This window comes from Martelella sp. AMO21009, assembly GCF_053484295.1.
On the sequence record NZ_JBAKFR010000020.1, the window covers coordinates 24,586 to 44,711 of the forward strand.

Here is a 20,126-nt window from a genome sequence, read left to right on the forward strand (position 1 = left end):
TGTGAGGAACGCCATCAACTTGGAAGGAAAAGGACCATGGCAGTTACGATCACGCAGCAGAATGGCTACAGCAACGATTTGCTCGAGTACTTCGGTTCCTGGAGCTATAGTTACACCTATTATGATCACGGGTATTTCAACCCGGCGTCCGGCAGCACCTATACCCAGTGGGGCGCGGGCACGGTATACGATCCTACCGACCCCAATGACACGCCGACCTCCAGCATCATCTTGAGCGGTGACGACTTCACCTATTCGACCGGAAACTTTTCCGGCAATATCGAGACTCTGAATTTCGGCGAGGGAATTTACTACGACAGCGGCTCTTCCGAATACGTTCAGACGAATGAGCTTTTGATCGACGTCAGCGATGTGGATGTCACGAGCTCGAACGCCTTCCCCTACGCCATCTATGTTCTATCGAACTATGGTTCGTTCGAAAACGAGACCATTTTCGGTACAAACTTCCCGGGCATGTATGACTTCTTCGCCGAGCAGGGAACGGAACAGATCGGCACGGCCGGGGCGGATACCCAGTCCAGCTTTGGCGGCGACGATACGCTGACTGGCGGTTCGGGCAACGATACCTTCCGCTTCGTGCTGGATGACACGGGCGCGAGCGTCATCGGCAACGATACGATCACGGATTTCGACGCTGCGAATGAAGTGATTTGGTTTGGTCTCAACGACACGGCTTACGACAGCGATGCCGATATCATCAACGCGGCTTCCGACACAGTTGACGGCGTCTACATCGATCTCGGCAGCCATGGTTCGGTCACGTTGAACGGCGTGACCGTTTCCGAACTGTCCGGCAGCAACTTCGATTTCGCCTAGGCAGGAACGAATGTTTGGACCTTCCAGACAGGTTCCGTCGCAGCATCGCGCTGCGACGGTTTCCTTCCCGATCGCAGGGAGCGTTGCGGGCATTGGCCTGATCAGCGGTGTGGTCAACCTTCTGGCGCTGACCTCACCGCTGTTCATGCTGCAGGTCTACGACCGCGTGCTGGCGAGCGGCAGCGTTCCCACGCTTGTCGGCCTGGCGGTGCTGGCGGCGGGTCTCTACGCCTTCCAGGCGGTTCTCGACGCCTTGCGCGCCCGCGTGCTGCTCAGGATCGGCGAACGCTTCGACGGCGCCTTTTCCGGCAGGGTCTACGATGCGATCCTGAGAACGCCGCTCCTGACGCGCGTCAACGGTGACGGACTGCAGCCGCTGCGCGACCTCGACAGCGTGCGCGGCTTTCTGGGCGGCAACGGACCGACGGCGTTCTTCGATCTGCCATGGATGCCGCTCTATCTGGGCATCTGCTTCCTGTTCCATTTCTGGATCGGCATGACCGCTCTCATCGGCGCCGTGGTGCTGATCGCGGTGACGCTGCTCGCCAACGCGCTGTCGCAAAAGGCGGTGCGGGATGTCAGTGCGCGCGGCATGACGCGCAACGCGTTGATGGAAGGTGCGCGCCGCAATGCCGAGGTGGTTCGCGCCATGGGGCTGCAAGGCGTGCTGGCAGATCGGTGGCAGAACGCCAACAGCGCCTATCTCGAAGCCAACCGCAAGGCTGGCGATGTTTCCGGCGGGCTTGGTTCGCTCTCCCGGACCCTTCGGATCATGCTCCAGTCCGCCATTCTGGGAGTCGGCGCCTATCTTGTCATCCGCCAGGAGGCGACTGCCGGCGTGATGATCGCAAGCTCGATCATGATGGGCCGCGCGCTCGCGCCGGTCGATACGGCCATCTCGAACTGGCGCTCGTTCCTGATGGCGCGGCAGGGCTGGGGGCGGCTCGGGGATCTGCTGGCGCATGTTCCCGGAGAAGCATCCGTCCTGCAACTTCCGGAGCCCGGCAGGGACCTGAGGGTCGAGGGTCTCGCGATCGTCCCGCCGGGACAGAAATCCGCGAACCTCGTAGGCGTGAGCCTGAAGATCGAAGCGGGCAATGCGCTCGGCGTGATCGGGCCTTCGGGGGGCGGCAAATCCACCTTCGTGCGTGCGCTCGTCGGCGTCTGGCAGCCGGCAGCCGGCAAGGTGCGGATCGATGGCGCGAGCCTCGACCAATGGGACCGCACGCTGCTCGGGCGTCATATCGGCTATCTTCCGCAGGGCGTCGAGCTTTTCGACGGCACGATCGCCGAGAATATCGCGCGGTTCGAGCCCGGAGCGGACCCAGCCCGGATCGTCGAGGCGGCGGAGGCCGCCGGCGTGCATGAACTCATCCTGCGCTTCGAAAAGGGATACGAAACCCAGATCGGCGAGAGCGGTTCGGCGCTCTCGGCGGGGCAGCGCCAGCGGATCGGTCTTGCACGCGCCCTATACGGCAAGCCCTTCATTCTGGTGCTGGACGAGCCCAATGCCAATCTCGACGCGGCCGGAGAGGCCGCGGTCATCCGGGCGATTGCCGGCGTGCGGGCGCGCGGCGGGATCGCGGTGGTCGTTGCCCATCGTCCCAGCGCCATCGAGGCCGTCGATTTTCTGCTGATGCTCGAAAACGGTCGCCAGAAGGCTTTCGGCAAGCGCGACGAGGTGTTGTCCCGCGTGCTTCAGCCCGCATCGCCGGGCAATGCGCGCGGGTTCCCGGCGACGGGCGTCGGGCTGACGCCGTTGCGCGTTGTCGCCGATGCGGCGTCCGCGCCGGCCGGCCTGCAATCGAATGCAGTGGAGGAGGTGCCCGATGGCGCGCATTGATGTGGTTTCCCGTTCGATCCGCCGTCATCTGATTGCCGGACTGGCCGTCAGCCTTCTGCTTGTCGGCGGCATCGGCACATGGGCGGCGGCGACCAGTCTTTCGGGCGCCGTCGTGGCATCAGGGCATTTCGTCGTCGACAGCTATGTGAAGAAGGTTCAGCACCCCACGGGCGGCGTGGTTGGCGAGATATTCGTCAGCGAGGGCGACACAGTCGAGGCCGGCGATGTGGTGATGCGGCTCGACGCCACCCAGACCCGCGCCAATCTCGCCATCGTCGTGAAGCGGCTGAATGAACTCAACGCTCGCCTGGCCCGCCTGCAGGCCGAGCGGGACGATCTCGACACGATCACTTTCCCATCGGCGCTGACACAACGCGCCGATGAGCCCGAAGTCGCCTCCATCATCAACAGCGAGACGAGCCTGTTCGCGTTCCGCCGCGAGTCGCGCGCCGGCCGGAAAGCGCAGCTCGAGGAGCGGATCGCCCAGTATCAGCACGAAATCGAGGGGCTGAAGGCTCAGGAGATCGCCTATACGGAAGGGTTGGAGGTGCTACGGAGCGAAATTTCCTCGCAGGAGGCGCTGTTCAAACAGGGGATCGTCTCCGTCCAGCGCCTGAACGGCCTGCGCACCGAGGCGGCCACCTTCGGCGGCGAGCGCGGTGAAAAGATCGCCTATCAGGCGCAGGCGGCCGGAAAAATTGCCGAAACCAGATTGCAGATCCTCTCCATCGACAATGACCTCAAGACCGAGGTCGGCCAGGAGTTGCGCGAAGTTCAGGCGGAGATCGGCGAATATGTGGAACGCAGGGTTGCCGCGGAGGACGAACTCAGGCGCATCGACATTATCGCGCCGCAGGCCGGCGTGGTGCACCAGCTTGCCGTCCACACTGTCGGCGGCGTGATTTCGCCGGCTGAACCGGTGATGCTGATCGTGCCGGAGGGTGACGATCTTGCGCTTGAAGTGCGCATCCGCCCGCAGGACATCGACCAGATTGGCCCGGGCCAGAAAGCGATGCTGCGCATGTCCGCCTTCAATCTCAGGACGACACCGGAACTCGAAGGCTTTGTCAGCCGTGTTGCGGCCGACCTCTCGACCGATGAGCAGAGTGGCCTTTCCTACTATCTCATCCGCATTTCGGTGCCCGCCGGAGAGATCGCCAGGCTTGGCGAACTGGCGCTGGTGCCGGGCATGCCCGCCGAGGCGATGATCCGAACCGGCGATCGCACCGCGCTTTCCTATCTCGTCAAACCGCTTTCCGACCAGGTCGCGAAGGCATTCCGTGAACAGTAACCGAGAAATCCGGACGCCCGCGTCGGCGGCGTCCTTTTTGAAGACAGAGGGATCAAGTAGAATGTCTGTTGGGAAGTATCGCGTTGAAAGTACATCAGGCGCATCGAAGGGGACGACCGGCAGGACGCGGCGGCGCGTGCTCGCCAGCGTCTTTCTCGCCTCGACCGTGCTCGGCGCTGCGACGCCGCTCAAGGCCTCGGATTGGGTCGCTGGCGATGGAGACTGGTTCAACGCGTGCAACTGGAGCGACGGTTGCATGCTGCCGAGCGTGCAGGCTTCGGCCTACATCAGAAATGGCGGCAAGGTCACGATTGCGAGCGGCGATGCCGTCGCGGGCACGCTGCAGGTGGGCGACAGCGGCGGCAGCGGCACCCTGACCTTCTCCGGCGGCAGCTTGAATACAGGCAACGCCGAAATTGGAAATGGTACCATGACGGTGACGGGCAGGGGCACGGAATGGGATCTGACAAATCCCCGTATGCCTGTCGTCAAGTCGCAGCTCAGGATTGGCACCGATGGAGCGGGCACGCTCACGGTTTCCAATGGCGCCAAGGTTCTGAACGTGGGGGGCGTGACGATCGGTACCGGGGAGGGATCTTCGGGAACCCTCACCCTGACAGGTATCGGGACCACGCTGTCGTCCTCAGCGACGGTCAATGTGGGTGGTGGAGATGCAGTCGGCACCGTAACGATCTCGGAACGCGCCAGTTTCACAACGCCGTTATCCTTCAACGTCGGCACGTTTGATGGCGGAAGGGGTACGGTCGTCGTCACCGGAACCGGTTCAAGCCTGACGGCTTCCACGCTGACAATCGGCTATCGCGGCAGTGACGAGAAGCGGTCCAGCGGATCGCTGACGGTCTCTGACGGCGCAGTGGTGAATGCCACCGAGGTACTCCAGATCACCCGAAGTACGGATCATTCCGGCGTGACCGGGACGGTGACCATCGGAGCCGCCGAGGGCGAGGCCGCCGCGGCCGCCGGCACGATCAATTCGGCCAATGGTATCTTCTTCGGCGATGGCGAAGGCATACTCGCCTTCAATCACACCGAGTCGAACTACGATTTTTCGCATGTGATGACCAATTCGGAGACGGGCACGGCGACGATCAAGCAACTCGCTGGCGTGACCACGCTTTCCGCCGACAGTTCCGCCTTCAACGGTTCGACGATGGTCACGGGCGGCACGTTGCTGGTGAACGGCGCGCTCGGCGGCACGCTTTCGGCCAGCGGTTCGGGCGTGCTCGGCGGCGCCGGCACGATCGGCTCCGCGACGATTGCATCCGGCGGCGCGCTTGCGCCCGGCCTGCGCAATGCGATCGGTACGCTCACCGTCAATGGCGACCTGACATTCGAAAGCGGCTCCTCCTATGCTGTCGACCTGACGGGCGCGGCCAGCGACCTTGTCAGCGTTTCCGGCAAGGCGACGCTGAATGGCGGCACGGTGCGCGTGCGCTCGCTCGACGATTCGACCAGCTATCAGCAGAGCCAAACCTACACGATCCTCTCCGCCGGTTCGCTTGAGGGCAATTTCGAAGAGACGCTCAGCACCTCCGCCTTTCTTGACGTGACGACCGCATATGAAGGCAATGACGCCAGGCTGACCGTGACCCTGATCGGCGAGGGCGAGGGCGGCGATGATGGCGGCGGCGACAACGGCGGTGATGGCAGCGGGGATGACGGCGGCGCGGACTATCCCGGCGTCTTCACGCCGATCGCCGAGACCGAGAACCAGTATGCCGTTGCGCAGGCTCTCGATTCGCTGGATCAGTCCGGCGATTCCCTGTCGCTCTACAACAGCATGCTCATGCTCGGCGTCGATGAGGCGCGGGAGACCTATGAACAGCTCTCGGGCGTCGTTTATGCATCCGGTCAATCGGCGCTGATGCAGAACGCGCTGACGGTCAACACCGTCATCAACAACCATTTGCGTGGCGCCGCGGCGGGAAGCGTCGCGCCACCCTCGACGGATGCGCTCGGCTACGCGGAAGAACCGCAGGCCGACCCCACCGGAGATTTCCCCGTTGTCGCGGAGGATGGTTTCGATGAGGGCCGCTTTGCCGTCTGGGGCAGCGGCCTCGGAACCTGGGGCAAGATCAACGGCACGGATGGAAGCTCGGACGCTGACCTGAAGAGCGGCGGTTTCCTGCTTGGCGCCGACATGCTGGTGGATGACATGTGGCGTCTCGGCGTGGCGGCCGGCTACACCCGTTCGTCCTTCGATATCGACCAGTCCAGCGGCCAGAGCGACGACTACATTCTGGCGGCCTATGCAGGCATGGATCTGAATGGTTTCGCCGTCCGCAGCGGGCTCGGTTATACATGGCACAGCGCAGAGGCGACGCGGGACGTGCCCGCCCTCGACCAGACTCTCACGGGCGAATATGACGCCGACAGCTTCAACGCCTTCGGCGAACTCGCCTACAATTTCGATCTCGGCCCGGCCGCGGTCGAGCCTTTCGCCAACCTGTCCTTCGTCCAGGTCAAGACCGATGGCTTCACCGAAACCGGCGGGACAGGCGCGCTGACGGTCGACGGTCAGACCATGAACACGACCTTCACCACGATCGGCCTGCGCGCGGCGACGGATTTCGACTTTGGCGGCGTGGCGACTTCGGCGCGCGGCGCGCTCGGCTGGATGCATGCCTTCGGCGATGTCGACACCGAGACGACGGCACGCTTTGCCACCGGCAACGACTTCACCGTCTTCGGAACGCCGCTCGACCGTGACACCGCGATCATTGAGGCCGGGCTGGATTTCCAGGTCACGGAGTCGGCGACCATCGGCATCGGTTATGCCGGTCAGTTCGGCGAAAACGCGCGGGATCAGGGGCTGAACGCGGATCTGCGCGTGCGGTTCTGATCGGATAGCAATTGGGCATTGGAGCGTCGGGCCAAAAAGTGGAATCCGATTTTTCGTTAATCCGACGCCTCAAAAAAGAATCTGGAGCATCGGGCGATGTCAATTAATCGCCCGATGCTCTAACTGGCATTCACAGCCGAACCGCTTTGTCATTTGCTCTTGCGCACTTTTTTGGTCATGCCAGACCGCCTTGCTGCGAAGCTCGTCTAGAAACGGATATTCAGGCCCGCACGGACGCCATTCTGCGTAATGCCATCGCCGAACTGGCCTGTGTAGCCGATACCGAATTCGGCATGCGGCGCCAGTTTCAGGCTAAGCCCGCCTCGACCACCGCGGCATTGCGGGCGATGGGCGTTCCGGCAACGGAGAAGCTGTCGCTGCCGGCGAAAGCCATGGCGGCAAGCGGCGTGATGGCGCCGAAGGCATGCTGCCAGCCAAGAGTGCCGGAAAGCGTCGCCGTGGCGTCGCCAAGCGCAAAATCGCGTTCCGCCCGCGCGCCGATCGTGGCGAATGTCGTATCCATATCGGACGCATCGACGGACAGCGCCGCCGCGCCGCCAGTCTCGGTAAATCCATCCTGATGGAACCTAACATAGGCCAGCCCGACAAAAGGTTCGAAGGCGGCAAGCCCGGTATCAAAACGACAGGCTGCCTCGCCGAAGGCCTGGAAGGCCGCGGCATCGTAATCTGCCGCAAGACTATCGGCGAAGCCCGTAAACGCCACCGTCCGGGAGCTGGAAACATCATGCCAGGTGTAGCCAAGGCCGCCGCGCAGGGCGAAGTCGCCCTAACCGCCGGCGCCGTAAAGGGCAAGGCTCCAATCGTTGCTGTCAGTCTTCGATCCCTCGCCGGAAACGGTGATTTCGCTCGCGCCGTAACCGCCGGCAATGCCTACGAGAAAACCATCGCCAAGCATGAAGTCGGCGCCGGGTCGGCGGTTGAGGCTCCTTCATAGCCGTGTTCCCGGCCGACAAGCGCACGAAGCTCTTCCAAAGGACGCCGCTGACCGGTTGCTTAGCCTTGCAGACCGGTCAGCCATATCTTGCTTCTCAGGCAATCGAAGTGCCGTCGACAATGACATGGTCATAGTCCATGGAGCATTTCTCGATGCGGGCCTGGATTCGGTAGACCTCCCTCAGCATGTCGACGGTGACGACGTCACGCGGGGTTCCGCAGGCCCGCATCCGGCCATTTTCGATCACGATGACCTTGTCGGCAAAGCGCAGCGCCTGGTTGAGATCATGGATCGCGATCAGGACGATCATGCCCCGCATCCGCGCCTGCCTGCGCATGAAATCCAGCACCTCGACCTGCCGATGGAGATCGAGCGCGCTTGTCGGCTCGTCCATCAGCATGATCTCCGGCTCGCGCGACAGCGCCTGCGCGATCGACACGAGCTGCCGCTGTCCGCCCGAAAGCGCGCCGAGATCGCGGAAGGCAATCGACACGATATTGAGCGCCCGCATGATTTCGTCGATCAGCCTTGTGTCCTCGTGGCTCACCGACCAGGACTTGCCCTGCTTGCGGGCAAGAAGGATTGATTCGTAGACCGTCAGCACCGCATTCGCCGATGTGTCCTGCGGCATGTAGCTGATGGCGTTCTTCGCCCTTGAGCCCTCGACGCGCACTTCGCCCGGGCCTTTCAATATACCTGTGATGCGTTTGAACAGCGTCGACTTGCCGGCCGCGTTCGGCCCGATGACCGCAACCAGTTCGCCAGCCCTCATCGGCGGTGTCGTCACATCTTCAACGAAGAGCTTTCTGCCGTGATAGGCACCGACCGATTGAAGCTGCAGGGCTACCATGAGCGGCTCCTGTTGGAGATGATGAGGGAGAAGAAGAAGGGAACGCCGACAAGGGCGGTGATGATGCCGATCGGGAAGACGACGCCCGGAACGATGGATTTCGAAACGATCGAGGTGACGGACAGAAGCAGAGCGCCCGAGAGGAGGGAGCCCGGCAAAAAGAACCGCTGATCCTCGCCGAGGATCATGCGGGCGATGTGAGGACCGACCAGCCCGACAAAGCCGATCGTGCCGACGAAGCTGACCGGTACGGCCGCCAGCAGGGAGATGATCAACATGGTTTCGAGCCGGATACGGCGGACATTGATGCCGAAGCTTGCGGCCTTGTCCTCGCCGAGCCGAATGGCGGTGAGCGCCCAGGCGTTGCGGGCGAAAAACGGCACGGCGAGCACCAGAACTGTAAGCGTTACCCAGATTTTCGGCCATGTCGCCTTGGTGAGGCTGCCCATGGTCCAGAACACGACGGCGGAAAGCGCCTGTTCGGAGGCGAGATATTGCAGGAATGCCAGAAGCGCATTGAACGAAAACACGAGAGCGATGCCGAGCAACACCACGGTCTGCACCGACACGCCGCGCAATTGCGAGACGAAGTGGATGAAAAGCGTCGCGGCCAGCGCCACGATGAAGGCATTGACGGGCACGAGCATGCCGGCGGCAACGGGGACGAGCGAAATACTGGTGACGATGCCAAGCGCTGCGCCAAAGCTTGCGGCGGCGGAAATACCCAGCGTGAACGGGCTCGCCAGCGGATTGGCAAGGATGGTTTGCATTTGCGCACCCGCGACCGAGAGGGCCGCCCCCACCACAATCGCCATGACGGCGACGGGCATGCGGATATCCCAGACCACGGTGCGAACCTGCACGGAGACGGATGACGGGCTGAAGATCGCGGCCAGCACCTCGCCAAGCCCGTACCGCGCCGGCCCCCAGGCGAGGTCGACAGCAAAGGACAGGAAAAGAAGCGCCGAAAGTCCGAAGAGGATCAGCAGCTTGCGCCGGGCAAGGGCGCGATATCGCGCGCCCCCGGCTTCAGCCTCGATCATGTCTATCGAAGCATCCATGATTTCGGCCTACTGCGCCGGCTTGATGTCAGCCCAGTAGCCCGGCTGGTAGTCGATCGGCAGGAATTTCTCGTGGAACTCCGCAAACGTCGCGTCCGGGTCGAGATCGGCAAAAAGCTTGGGGTGGAACCACTTGGCAAGTTGCTGGACGGCAACGAACTGGTAAGGGCTGGTATAGAACTGATGCCAGATCGCATGAACGTCGTCGTTCGCCACCGCCTTGGAGCCGGTAAAGGCCGGGTGCTCCATCAGCGCCTGCAGCACCGCGCTGTTTTCCTCTGCGGCGGACGCGGAGCCCGGGCCGACATTGACGAAGCCGCTGGCATCTTCCGTATTGGACCAGTTGGCGCCGGTGATGACGATCACATCGGGATTGGACGCCAGAACCTGCTCGGCATTGATGGATCCGGTATAGCCCGGCAGGAAATCAGAGCCGATATTGTGGCCGCCGGCCCAATCGACCATGAGGCCGAAATTGTCCGGGCCGAAGGTTCCGCAGCACTCCACCAGACCGGCGGCACGGTACATGAAGACGTCAGGCTCCTCCGGTTGCGCCGCTTCCAGCGTGTCCGTGACCCGCGCCATCTGCGCGTTCCAGTAATCGGCGACGGCCTCGGCGCGATCCTCATGACCAAAGAGCTTGCCGAGCACTTCAAGGCTTGGTTCGGTATTTTCCAGAATGTGCTCGCGGAAATCGATATAGACGATCTTCGTGCCGGTCTCCGCCAGTGTCGCCTCAAGCCCGATTTCGTCGGCGGCTTCCTTGTCGCCGATCGGCAGAAGCAGCACGTCGGCATCAAGATCGACCACGGTCTCGATCGAAAGCGTGCCGTTGGAAAGACGGCCAAGGAAGGGAATGTCGGCGGCTTCAGGGAACTTCGCGACATAGGCGGTGTAGCCGCCCTTGTCGTTCATATACATATCATTGCGCCATCCGACGACCTTCTCGAAAGGGTTTTCCTTCTCGATCGGCGCCAGCCCGTAGATCATCCGGCCCTCGCCGAGGATCACGCGCTCGACCGGTGCATCGAAGCTGACCGCACGACCCGCCACATCCTCAACCGTGAAGGACTGGGCAAAGGCGGAAAGCGGCAACAGGGACGCGACGGCGGCGGTGGAGCCGGCAAACAATCTCACCAAATTCATTCTGGAAAACTCCCTCATCTCATCGGATGAATTGAGGCTTATAAAACATGACTTGCTGAATCAAGTTTTATGTTTTAGAGCTTTTCCAAAGTGTTAGAGCGACATGAGTGCCTGATGAGCGAGCCGAAGAGCAATTATTCCATCCGCGATGAAATCCGCGACTACTGGTCGGAAAGAGCCGGAACGTTCGATCAGAGCGTCGGCCACGAGATTTTTTCGGATGCCGAGCGGCGGGGCTGGCAAAGGCTCATCCGAAAGCATCTCGGCGAAGGCCAGGAACGGCAAGCCCTGGACCTTGCCTGCGGAACGGCGGTGATCTCGCATCTTTTGCATGATCTCGGCTTCTCGGTCACCGGCCTGGACTGGTCCGATACCATGCTGGCTCTGGCGCGCGCCAAGGCGGAAAGCCGCAAGGCCGATATCCGGTTCATCACGGGGGATGCGGAAAACACGCTGGAGCCACTCGAAACGTATGACGTGATCACCAACCGGCACCTGGTCTGGACGCTCGTCGATCCGCCCGCAGCGTTTCGCGAATGGTTTTCGCTGCTCAAGCCCGGCGGCAAGGTTCTGATTGTCGATGGGAATATGGGCAAGACGACCTGGGTGAAGGGCCTGCAGACGTACTGGACCCGCATGACCGGCAAGGACCTTTCCGGGCCGCTCAGCACAGATATGGCAGAGCGGCTTCGCGATATCAGGGCGAGGGTCTATTTCTCTGACCAAATGCCCGCCACCGCAGTTGCCGGACTGCTGGAGGCGGCCGGTTTCGAAAACATCGTGATCGACCGCAAGCTCACCGATATCCACTGGGCGCAAGCCCGCAAGATGCCCTTCCTGCGCGGACTCGACCGAATGGTCCAGGAACGCTTCGCCATCTGTGCCGAGAAGCCAAATCGATAGGAACGAGCCGCTGCCGGGGTCAGGCCTCGCTGAACAGAACGAGAGGCGGTGCTCTCCTACGCCGTCGGCATCTCGAGCCGGTTGCGCAGTCGGAAAAGCTCGGCCGTGAAGCCGCGGACGAGGGTGGACTTCTGGATGTCGGCGGGAAAGAGAAGGTAGACGCGGAACATCACGTCGGGCGTGAAGGGGCGGAGCGCGATGGTTCTGTTTTCCGCTTCGCCGATGACCAGCGGGTTCACCAGTCCCACGGCGTCGCCCTCCTGCGCCAATGCGCAGATGGTGGCGGCGTTCGGGGTCTCGATCACATATTTCGGCTCGTGCCCGGCTTTCCTCATCGTCTCGTCGAAACGTTGCCTTGCCCGATCCTCCGGGCTGAGGCCGATCAGCGGCCATTGCGCGATCAGATCGGGAGTGATCGACTTGTGAAGGGTCAGCGGATGGGATTTCGGCATGGCGACGAGGCCCGGAAAGCTGCCGAATAACTGGCTGTCGATGCCCGATCGGTCGATTTCGTCGGCCGCAAGCCCGAGATCGTACTGCCCGTCGGTGATGCCGTTCCGGATCGCTGACGACCAGGTGATGTGGAAGGTGATCCTCACGCCCGGATTCTGTTTCCGGAAGGCGCGGATGGCCGCGGGCGCCAGAATGGCCCCGGCCGCCGCCAGCGAGGCGATCTTCAGCGTGCCGGCCCCGTAGTCGCGGATGCTGGCCGCGGTCGCCTGCAGTCGGTCCAGCCCCTTGAAGCTGACCTCGACCTCCCGGAAAAACAGCGTTCCCTCGGGCGTCGCGATCAGCCGCCCGCGCACCCGGTCGAACAGCGGAAACCGCACCGCCGCTTCCAGCTCGGCGATCAGGCGCGACACGGCCGGCTGGGTGACGCCCATCAGCTCGGCGGCCCGGACGGTCGAGCCCGAGATCATGACGGCGTTGAAGGCTTCGAGTTGGCGAAAATTCATGCCTATAAGGTTTCCGCATAGAACTATGTGTCCTGATCAGTATTCCTGCTGCCAACAAAAGGCAATGATGGCGTCATTATTTCAGGAGTTCACATGCGCGACGCAACCAAGAGCGTTCACCACCCGAAGATCAGCGAAGAGGGCTATGCTGCTCTCGGCGTTCCGACCCACCGGGCTTCGACCATCGTCTTTCCGGACGCGGAAGCCTATGCGACGCGCTCGCAGCGGGACCTCGACGGCTATTCCTACGGCCTGCACGGCACGCCGACCCAGCGCGTGCTGGAGGCGCAGCTTACAGCGCTCGAAAACGGGTTGAAGACGGTCATCCTCCCCTCCGGCCAGGCCGCGATTGCCGTTGTGCTGCTCTCGTGCCTGAAGCCCGGCGACCATGTTCTGGTGGCCGACAACGCCTATCCGCCCGTCATCGGTCTCTGCCGCAATTTCCTGGAGCCGCGTGGCATCGAATGGTCCGTGTTCGAGCCGGGTATTGGCGCCGGTATCGAAGGCGATGTGCGGGACAACACAAGGCTGATCTGGATGGAATCGCCCGGTTCCACGACCATGGAAATCGAGGACGTGCCGGCCATCACCGCGATCGCGAAACGGCGCGGCATCCTGACCGGCATCGACAATACCTGGGCAACGCCGCTGCTGTTCAAGCCGCTCGACCATGGCGTCGACTTCTCGATGCAGGCGCTGACCAAATATCCGGGCGGCCACTCCGACCTGCTGATGGGCTCGGTCAGCGTCAACGATCTGGGACTGCGCAAGGCCTTGCGCGACACGATGCGCATGCTCGGTTTCGGCGTTTCGCCCGACGCGGTGCAACTGGTGCTGCGCGGGCTGGAAACCATGGCGGTGCGTCTCGCCCATGTCGGGCGCGTGGCCGGCGAAATCGCGGCGGAGCTGGAAAACCGCGATGTCGGGCCGGTTCTGTTTCCCGCACTCGCCTCCAGTCCCGGACACGCCATCTGGAAACGTGATTTCACAGGCGCCAGCGGCCTGTTTTCGGTTGTTCTGCCGGTCGAGCAAGAGGCGCGCCTCGATGCCGCGCTCAATGGTCTGCGCTATTTCGCGATCGGCGCCTCGTGGGGCGGCACCCGCAGCCTGATCGCACCGATGAGCGTCAAGACATCGCGGCAGATGCCGCACCCCCACAAGGATCGCATCATTCTGCGCGTCAATATCGGCGTGGAAGACCCCTCCGATCTCAGGGAAGACCTCGACGGCTTCTTCACTGCGCTCGCAGGCTGACAAGTCACATACAGCATATAAAATCCAACAAGGAGACGGGAACATGACCTGCAAGACCACATTGACCGCAATGGCAATGATCGCCGCGCTTACCGCGCCGGCAATGGCGCAATCGACCTCGACGCTTGAGACCGTGAAGGAGCGGGGGCGGCTGATCTGCGGCTCCAGCCAGGGCACACCCGGTTTCGGCGCGCCGGATGACAATGGCTACTGGCGCGGCCTCGACGTGGAGACCTGCCGGGCCGTCGCGGTTGCCGTGCTGGATGACAAGGATGCGGTCGATTTCGTGCCGCTTTCGGGCCAGCAGCGCATTCCGGCCCTTCAGACCGGCGAGATCGACATGCTGCCGCGCACGCTCACCTGGACACTGCAGCGCGACGCCAACGGCATCAACTTCACAACGCCGAACTATTACGAATTCACCGGCTTCATGATGCCGAAATCGCTCGGCATCACCAGTGTCGAAGACATGGCGGGCGCTTCCGTCTGCGTGCAGACCGGCTCGACCACCGAAGTGGTGGTCAACGATGTCTCGACCAAGAACGATCTCGATCTTCAGCCGGTCGTCTTCGACAACACCACCGCCGCGCGCCAGGCCTTCTTCTCCGGCCGTTGCGATGCGCTGATCACCGATGCCGGTGCGCTCGCCTCCGTCCGCGCGACGATGGCCGACAATCCGGACGACTACGTCATCTTCCCGGCAACGCCCTATATGGATGCGTTGACGCCCGCCGTCCGCCATGGCGACGACCAGTGGCTCGATATCGTGACATGGTCGATCCAGGCGATGATCGCCGCCGAGGCATTCGGGCTCAACAGCGAGAATATCGACGACTATCTCGACAGCGACGATCCGCGCATCCGCCGCTTCCTCGGCACGGATCCGGGCAATGGCGCGGCACTTGGTCTCAGCGACGATTTCGCCTACCGGATCGTGAAATCCGTCGGCAATTACGCCGAGGTCTATGACCGCAATGTCGGCATGGACAGCCCGCTGAAGCTGGAGCGTGGCCATAATGCACTGTTTAACGACGGCGGGCTGATGTTCCCGCTGGCCTTTCAGTAAAGCCGGTCATGCTGTCGCTCTGGTATTCCCAACGGGCCCGTTCCTGGGCCATGCAGATCGCCCTTCTGGGCGGTCTGGTCCTGTTCGTCTGGTGGCTTGCGGGCAATACGCATGAGAACCTGACCGAACGCGGCATCCGCACCGGGTTCGACTATCTCTGGCGGCCGGCGCGCTTTCCGATCTCCGAAAGCATCATTCGCTATGATGCATCGGATAGCTTCTTCTGGGCCTATGTTGTCGGCCTCGCCAATACGCTGTGGCTGTCGTTCCTGTCGATCCTGTTTGCAACGCTGCTCGGGCTGGTGGTCGGGCTCTCGCGTCGCTCCGCCCATCCGCTGCTGTCGCGTTTTGCCGGTACCTATGTCACCGTGCTGCGCAACGTTCCGCTCATCGTCCAGCTTCTCTTCTGGTATGCGATCGCCACGTCGCTGTTTCCGGTTCCGCGCGAGGCGCTCAATCCGCTGCCTGGCGTGTTTCTCTCCATTCGCGGCGTCTATGCGCCGGCCCTGACGCTCGGCCCGGGCGCCAGCATGCTGCTGATCGTCGCGGCGATCTTGATGGTCATTGCGCTCGTCGCCGGCTTCAAGCTTTCCGTCGGAAAGCGCCTGTCGGTAAAAGCCGCGAGCGTCGGCCTCTCTGTCTGCCTCTGGGTGGCAGTCGTTGTCGGGCTCTCCGGCATGCTCGGCCATCCGGTCGGCCTTGAGGCTCCGGCCCTGAAGGGGTTCAATTTCAGGGGCGGTATGGTGCTTTCGCCCGAATTCGCCGCGATCATCACCGGCCTGACGATCTACACTTCCGCCTTCATCGGCGAAATCATCCGCGGCGGCATCGACGCCGTCGAAAAGGGCCAGTGGGAAGGCGGCAGGGCGCTGGGGCTCAGCGAACGCCACATCATGTTCCGGATCATCCTGCCGCAGGCGCTGAGGATCATCGTGCCGCCCATGACCTCGCAATATCTCTCCACCGTGAAGAACACCACGCTTGCCGTGGCGGTCGGCTATCCCGAACTCGGTCTCGTGGTCAACACCGTGATCAACCAGACCGGCCAGGCCATCGAGAGCATCCTGATCATGCTGGCGGTCTTCCTCAGCATTTCGCTCTCCGTTTCCGTCTTCATGAACTGGTACAATGCGCGCGTTGCGCTGGTGGTGCGCTGATGACCGATATTACCTTCAACACCGCTGCCGATGCACCGCAGAAACCGCCCAGGGCAAAGCGCAAGCCGCTTCTGAAGCTGCTGTTCGGTGATCTGCTGTCGGCATTCCTCACGTTTCTGGCCGTCCTGATCCTTCTCGGGCTCATCCCGGCCTTCAACTGGGCCGTACTGGACGCGCATTGGGTCGGCGGTCCGGCCGCATGCCAGGGCGGCGGGGCGTGCTGGACCTTTATCGGCGCCAAGGCGCGGCTGATCCTGTTCGGCCTCTATCCGCCGCAGGCGCAATGGCGGGCGACCATCGTCATCGTCCTGATCGTCGCGATGGTGCTTGTTTCGCTGTCGCCGAAATTGTGGAACGCGCGGCTGCTGCTGGTCTGGGCCCTCGCCATTTCCGCCATGCTGGTGCTGATGGGCGGCGGCGTGCTGGGTCTCGACTACGTGCCGACGTCGAAATGGGGCGGCCTGCCGGTGACCCTGCTTCTGGCGGTGCTTTCGCTCGGGCTCGCCTTTCCACTGGCCGTGCTGCTTGCGCTGGGGCGGCGGGGAAAACTGCCGGTTGCCCGCGCGATCAGCATTTTCGTGATCGAACTGGTGCGCGGTCTACCGCTGGTCGGCCTGCTGTTCGTGGCGGCGATCCTGTTGCCGCTGCTCCTGCCGCCGGAATGGACCGTCGACAAGCTGGGGCGGACGCTTGCCGCGCTGACGATCTTCGCCGCCGCCTATCTGGCGGAGGTCATTCGCGGCGGCCTTCAGGGGCTGGATGACGGGCAGATCGAGGCCGCCGAGGCGCTCGGCATTCCCTACTGGAAAATGATCTGGCACATCGTTTTGCCGCAGGCGATCCAGAACGTGATCCCGCCGCTGACCAACACCGCCATCGTGATGATCAAGAACACCTCGCTGGTGCTGATCGTCGGCGTGTTCGACATGCTGAGCGCGGCGCGCAGCGCCAGCACCGATCCCGCATGGCCGGCGCCTTCCACCGAGGCCTATCTGTTCGTCGCGGCGATCTACTTCATCATCTGCTTTTCCATCTCAATCTATTCGCGCCATCTCGAACGGGGCGTAGCCGCAAGGACACACGGATGAAACCTGCGATTGAAATCGACAACATCGACAAATTCTACGGCGATTTCCATGTCCTCAAGGGCGTTTCGCTGACGGTTGCGGCGGGCGAGAAGGTGGTGGTGTGCGGGCCGTCGGGATCGGGCAAGTCGACATTGATCCGCTGCATCAACCGCCTCGAGGAGCATCAGGCGGGCCGGATTGTTGTCAACGGCATCGAGCTCGGCGACGATCTGCGCAATCTCGATGCGGTCCGGCGTGACGCGGGCATGGTGTTCCAGCATTTCAACCTGTTTCCGCATCTGACGGTGCTCGAGAACTGCGCTCTGCCGCAGATACTGTCGCGGCGTACGCCGCGCGCGGAAGCGGAGGCGGCTGCGGAAACCTTTCTGAAGCGCGTGCGGATTCTCGACCAGGCACCCAAGTTTCCCGGGCAGCTTTCCGGCGGGCAAAAGCAAAGGGTCGCCATTGCGCGCGCGCTCTGCATGCGCCCGCGGATCATGCTGTTCGATGAACCGACATCGGCGCTCGATCCGGAGATGATCCGGGAAGTCCTCGATGTGATGGTGGAACTCGCCGAGGACGGCATGACCATGGTGGTCGTCACCCACGAAATGGGCTTCGCCCGCCAGGTCGCCGACCGCGTGGTCTACATGGAGGCCGGCGGGATTGTCGAAACCGCAGCTCCCGATCAATTCTTCGATGCGCCCGAGGACGAGAGAACCCGACGTTTCCTCTCCAGCATTCGCACGATGATCCACTGACGTTTCGGATCCGTGAAATCGCAGGCAGGAACATCGCCGCCCACCTCGTTGGCAAAGCGGTGCGCCCGGCCATGTAGGCCGAGCGCTTGTTTCTACCTTTCGTGCAAGGCTCAGTGCGCCAGCATTTCGTCGACGATCTGGTCGGCGTTGAGCGATGACGGGTAATAGGTCGGCCAGTTGGTTAGCTCTTCCAGCAAGGCCGCGCGGTCGTCGCCCCAGTAGAGGTGATAGTGATCGGCGTCCGCCGGTGCGATCCGGTGGTCGGAGAACTGGATGAACTTGGGCGCGGCTTCGTCGCCTCCGGCCTTTTCGAAGATGAAGCGAACGCCGCGGTTACCCTTGGCGTAGGTCAGGATTTCATAGCCGTCGCTTTCGTAGTGGCCTTCAACGGCCTCGCCATCCCGATAGAAGGTGACCACGTCGCCTTCGATGGTGATGCGCTCGACATCGGTCTTGTAGCCGGTGTCGTAATAGGCCTTGTATTCTTCGGCGGTCATCGTGCCGGTCTCGGCCTTGTGCGCCATTACCGGATCGAGCGTTCCGTCCTGAAGATAGGGATAGACCGACTGCCAGTCGCCTTCCCAGTCGGAGAGCGGACGATCCGCGATCTGGCTGTCCTCGAAATAGCCCTTGTAGATCTGCGGATCGCCATGATCGTGGGCATGATCGTCGTGCTCGCCTTCATGCACCATGCCGCTGCCGCCGGCAACGGCGATATTGTAGGGCATGCCGCCGACGTCGATGGTGCCGACTTCCGTCAGGTCCTCCTTGGCGATGCGGCGGATGAGCCCGGCACTCGGGTCGCTCATGACGATCTCGTCACCAGCCATGGCGATGCGCGGACGCGGGTCGTTCCAGTGGCCATCCATCGAATAGGGCTCGGTGACCTTGGCGCTTGTCGTGAGGCTGGCGGCCAGAATGTCGATCTGGTGCAGGCTGCCATCTTCGGTCAGCACATAGCCGTAGCGGGCATTCGCCGGATCGAGCGCGAAGTCGACGCGGCGGAAGGGCAGGTCGATATAGCTGAAATGCGGCTCATCGGCCGGGTCGATGACGACGAGGCCATCCTTGCCGTAATTGCCGAGAAACACCTGCATGCTTTTCGCGCCAAGCAGGGTGCCCGTGGTCTCGCCTTCCGGCAGATCGTCGGGGTAAGTCAGCATCTCGAAGACGGGGCCGTCTTCGCCCGGTGTCACGGTCAGTACGCCTTCCTGGCAACCGGCAGCCAGATAGGCGCCGGAGAAAGCCTCGCCGTGAATGCCGGTGCAGGTCGCGACATCGCCGGTCGGATCGCCGTCTTCGGTGACGGCGCGCAGGCCGATGCGGGTGCCGTCGACCGGCGTGTCGGTGGCGACGGTCGTGACCCAGTACTGGCCGACAGGGGCGGCAAAACCGTGATGGGCGCGGTCCTGTTTCAGTTCGCTGGTTGCAATCTCGCCATGAGAAAGTTCATGGGAATCGACGATTGCGGCACAGCCGCCCTTGTCGAAGTTGATCACTACCTTGCCGTCGTGATCGATGATGTGGAAGGGGCGCGGGCCGGTGAGGCTGCCCTCGATGGCGACTGGCTCTTCGATATCGATGTCGGCATGGTCGCCATGGCCGCGCAGTGCAATGCCGCTGTCGATGAAGTGAACCGCATCACTGTCCGACTGGACGGCGACGATGGCGGCGCCGTCATTGACGGCGTAGAGCTTGTTCTGGCCGGCGGTGTCGAAGGACCAGCGATGCTCGGGTTCGCCAAGGTCGAAGGCCGTAACCTTCGCATCCGCATGGTCGCCGACGAAAACGCGGTAGAGGGTGACGCTGTCCTTATGGTCATCGGCAAACGCCGCCGGCGCGCCAAGCGCAATCGCGAGCGCGGAGGCGCCAAGGGTCCATCGTTTCATATCTGTCTCTCCTTTATGGTATAACGTAACTTTGACGGTCGCCAAGCGCCCGCGGCAATCCGACAGTGTCCTTCATCAGGGTCGATTTGCCGAAGCGGTCGCCGCCGATAACCGGCTGCCCTTGCCGACAACGCCGGTCAGGTGATGCACGGCTGGACGCCGGTGATATCCAAGCGTCAGGTCGCGACAGGTCAGGCTGGCCTCGGCCATAGAAATGCTCTCATTCC

At 62.6% G+C, this 20,126-nt stretch carries 18 protein-coding genes; 11 read left to right on the plus strand and 7 right to left on the minus strand.

Annotated features, from left to right (window positions below):
• Positions 1 to 36 precede the first annotated feature (36 nt).
• The 4 genes from V6766_RS18280 (at position 37) to V6766_RS18295 (ending at position 6,834) form a co-directional block, all read left to right on the plus strand.
• Positions 37 to 837, plus strand: a complete 801-nt coding sequence (locus V6766_RS18280; RefSeq protein WP_448468940.1) for a hypothetical protein — start codon at positions 37 to 39, stop codon at positions 835 to 837.
• 10 nt (positions 838 to 847) lie between these two features.
• Positions 848 to 2,680 (plus strand): type I secretion system permease/ATPase, encoded by a 1,833-nt coding sequence (locus tag V6766_RS18285; RefSeq protein ID WP_448468942.1) that lies wholly within the window; start codon positions 848 to 850, stop codon positions 2,678 to 2,680.
• Complete coding sequence (locus V6766_RS18290) at positions 2,667 to 3,971, plus strand: HlyD family type I secretion periplasmic adaptor subunit (RefSeq protein WP_448468944.1); 1,305 nt, start codon at positions 2,667 to 2,669, stop codon at positions 3,969 to 3,971. Before V6766_RS18285 ends, V6766_RS18290 begins: the two co-directional genes overlap by 14 nt.
• Before the next feature lie 61 nt (positions 3,972 to 4,032).
• On the plus strand, positions 4,033 to 6,834 hold the full coding sequence (locus V6766_RS18295; protein WP_448468946.1) for an autotransporter outer membrane beta-barrel domain-containing protein: 2,802 nt from the start codon (positions 4,033 to 4,035) through the stop codon (positions 6,832 to 6,834).
• 307 nt (positions 6,835 to 7,141) lie between these two features.
• On the opposite strand, the gene V6766_RS18300 is transcribed toward V6766_RS18295, so the two are convergent.
• On the minus strand, positions 7,142 to 7,609 hold the full coding sequence (locus V6766_RS18300; RefSeq protein ID WP_448469054.1) for an autotransporter outer membrane beta-barrel domain-containing protein: 468 nt from the start codon (positions 7,607 to 7,609) through the stop codon (positions 7,142 to 7,144).
• On the opposite strand from V6766_RS18300, the gene V6766_RS18305 reads away from it, so the two are divergent.
• Complete coding sequence (locus V6766_RS18305) at positions 7,580 to 7,789, plus strand: hypothetical protein (RefSeq protein WP_448468948.1); 210 nt, start codon at positions 7,580 to 7,582, stop codon at positions 7,787 to 7,789. The genes V6766_RS18300 and V6766_RS18305 overlap by 30 nt on opposite strands.
• A 94-nt stretch (positions 7,790 to 7,883) precedes the next feature.
• Here the strand turns inward: V6766_RS18305 and V6766_RS18310 are convergent, their stop codons facing one another.
• The 3 genes from V6766_RS18310 to V6766_RS18320 are packed head-to-tail and all read right to left on the minus strand — an operon-like array spanning position 7,884 to position 10,846.
• On the minus strand, positions 7,884 to 8,639 hold the full coding sequence (locus V6766_RS18310; protein ID WP_448468950.1) for an ABC transporter ATP-binding protein: 756 nt from the start codon (positions 8,637 to 8,639) through the stop codon (positions 7,884 to 7,886).
• On the minus strand, positions 8,633 to 9,700 hold the full coding sequence (locus tag V6766_RS18315) for a FecCD family ABC transporter permease (RefSeq protein WP_448468952.1): 1,068 nt from the start codon (positions 9,698 to 9,700) through the stop codon (positions 8,633 to 8,635). The genes V6766_RS18310 and V6766_RS18315 overlap by 7 nt, the downstream gene beginning before the upstream one ends.
• A 9-nt stretch (positions 9,701 to 9,709) precedes the next feature.
• A complete protein-coding gene (locus V6766_RS18320; RefSeq protein ID WP_448468954.1) occupies positions 9,710 to 10,846 on the minus strand; it encodes an ABC transporter substrate-binding protein in 1,137 nt (378 codons plus the stop codon).
• 114 nt (positions 10,847 to 10,960) lie between these two features.
• On the opposite strand from V6766_RS18320, the gene V6766_RS18325 reads away from it, so the two are divergent.
• A complete protein-coding gene (locus tag V6766_RS18325; protein WP_448468956.1) occupies positions 10,961 to 11,749 on the plus strand; it encodes a class I SAM-dependent methyltransferase in 789 nt (262 codons plus the stop codon).
• A gap of 56 nt (positions 11,750 to 11,805) precedes the next feature.
• Here V6766_RS18325 and V6766_RS18330 read toward each other — a convergent pair whose 3' ends face one another.
• Positions 11,806 to 12,705, minus strand: a complete 900-nt coding sequence (locus V6766_RS18330) for a LysR substrate-binding domain-containing protein (protein ID WP_448468958.1) — start codon at positions 12,703 to 12,705, stop codon at positions 11,806 to 11,808.
• A gap of 93 nt (positions 12,706 to 12,798) precedes the next feature.
• Here V6766_RS18330 and V6766_RS18335 point away from each other — a divergent pair, with 93 nt between their 5' ends.
• Genes V6766_RS18335 through V6766_RS18355 form a run of 5 tightly spaced genes read left to right on the plus strand, consistent with a single transcriptional unit; the run spans position 12,799 to position 18,010 of the window.
• Positions 12,799 to 13,959 (plus strand): trans-sulfuration enzyme family protein, encoded by a 1,161-nt coding sequence (locus V6766_RS18335; protein WP_448468960.1) that lies wholly within the window; start codon positions 12,799 to 12,801, stop codon positions 13,957 to 13,959.
• A gap of 43 nt (positions 13,960 to 14,002) precedes the next feature.
• Positions 14,003 to 15,025, plus strand: a complete 1,023-nt coding sequence (locus tag V6766_RS18340) for an amino acid ABC transporter substrate-binding protein (RefSeq protein ID WP_448468962.1) — start codon at positions 14,003 to 14,005, stop codon at positions 15,023 to 15,025.
• Between the two features lie 8 nt (positions 15,026 to 15,033).
• Positions 15,034 to 16,182: an amino acid ABC transporter permease gene (locus V6766_RS18345; protein WP_448468964.1), complete on the plus strand. Its 1,149-nt coding sequence runs from the start codon at positions 15,034 to 15,036 to the stop codon at positions 16,180 to 16,182.
• Positions 16,182 to 17,270, plus strand: coding sequence for an amino acid ABC transporter permease (locus tag V6766_RS18350; protein ID WP_448468966.1), 1,089 nt, complete (start codon positions 16,182 to 16,184; stop codon positions 17,268 to 17,270). The genes V6766_RS18345 and V6766_RS18350 overlap by 1 nt, the downstream gene beginning before the upstream one ends.
• Positions 17,267 to 18,010, plus strand: coding sequence for an amino acid ABC transporter ATP-binding protein (locus V6766_RS18355; RefSeq protein ID WP_448468968.1), 744 nt, complete (start codon positions 17,267 to 17,269; stop codon positions 18,008 to 18,010). The genes V6766_RS18350 and V6766_RS18355 overlap by 4 nt, the downstream gene beginning before the upstream one ends.
• 110 nt (positions 18,011 to 18,120) lie before the next feature.
• Here V6766_RS18355 and V6766_RS18360 read toward each other — a convergent pair whose 3' ends face one another.
• On the minus strand, positions 18,121 to 18,738 hold the full coding sequence (locus V6766_RS18360) for a ZinT family metal-binding protein (RefSeq protein WP_448469056.1): 618 nt from the start codon (positions 18,736 to 18,738) through the stop codon (positions 18,121 to 18,123).
• A gap of 1,236 nt (positions 18,739 to 19,974) precedes the next feature.
• Positions 19,975 to 20,109, minus strand: a complete 135-nt coding sequence (locus V6766_RS18365; RefSeq protein WP_448468970.1) for a hypothetical protein — start codon at positions 20,107 to 20,109, stop codon at positions 19,975 to 19,977.
• Between the last annotated feature and the right edge of the window lie 17 nt (positions 20,110 to 20,126).

Coding starts and splice junctions, on each gene's coding strand:
- V6766_RS18320 (WP_448468954.1), bottom strand. CDS start 10,846: ATGAATTTGGTGAGATTGTTTGCCGGCTCCACCGCCGCCGTCGCGTCC.
- V6766_RS18355 (WP_448468968.1), top strand. CDS start 17,267: ATGAAACCTGCGATTGAAATCGACAACATCGACAAATTCTACGGCGAT.
- V6766_RS18285 (WP_448468942.1), top strand. CDS start 848: ATGTTTGGACCTTCCAGACAGGTTCCGTCGCAGCATCGCGCTGCGACG.
- V6766_RS18295 (WP_448468946.1), top strand. CDS start 4,033: ATGTCTGTTGGGAAGTATCGCGTTGAAAGTACATCAGGCGCATCGAAG.
- V6766_RS18310 (WP_448468950.1), bottom strand. CDS start 8,639: ATGGTAGCCCTGCAGCTTCAATCGGTCGGTGCCTATCACGGCAGAAAG.
- V6766_RS18345 (WP_448468964.1), top strand. CDS start 15,034: ATGCTGTCGCTCTGGTATTCCCAACGGGCCCGTTCCTGGGCCATGCAG.
- V6766_RS18330 (WP_448468958.1), bottom strand. CDS start 12,705: ATGAATTTTCGCCAACTCGAAGCCTTCAACGCCGTCATGATCTCGGGC.
- V6766_RS18360 (WP_448469056.1), bottom strand. CDS start 18,738: ATGCCCTACAATATCGCCGTTGCCGGCGGCAGCGGCATGGTGCATGAA.
- V6766_RS18340 (WP_448468962.1), top strand. CDS start 14,003: ATGACCTGCAAGACCACATTGACCGCAATGGCAATGATCGCCGCGCTT.
- V6766_RS18325 (WP_448468956.1), top strand. CDS start 10,961: ATGAGCGAGCCGAAGAGCAATTATTCCATCCGCGATGAAATCCGCGAC.
- V6766_RS18335 (WP_448468960.1), top strand. CDS start 12,799: ATGCGCGACGCAACCAAGAGCGTTCACCACCCGAAGATCAGCGAAGAG.
- V6766_RS18350 (WP_448468966.1), top strand. CDS start 16,182: ATGACCGATATTACCTTCAACACCGCTGCCGATGCACCGCAGAAACCG.
- V6766_RS18305 (WP_448468948.1), top strand. CDS start 7,580: ATGCCAGGTGTAGCCAAGGCCGCCGCGCAGGGCGAAGTCGCCCTAACC.
- V6766_RS18280 (WP_448468940.1), top strand. CDS start 37: ATGGCAGTTACGATCACGCAGCAGAATGGCTACAGCAACGATTTGCTC.
- V6766_RS18290 (WP_448468944.1), top strand. CDS start 2,667: ATGGCGCGCATTGATGTGGTTTCCCGTTCGATCCGCCGTCATCTGATT.
- V6766_RS18365 (WP_448468970.1), bottom strand. CDS start 20,109: ATGGCCGAGGCCAGCCTGACCTGTCGCGACCTGACGCTTGGATATCAC.
- V6766_RS18315 (WP_448468952.1), bottom strand. CDS start 9,700: ATGGATGCTTCGATAGACATGATCGAGGCTGAAGCCGGGGGCGCGCGA.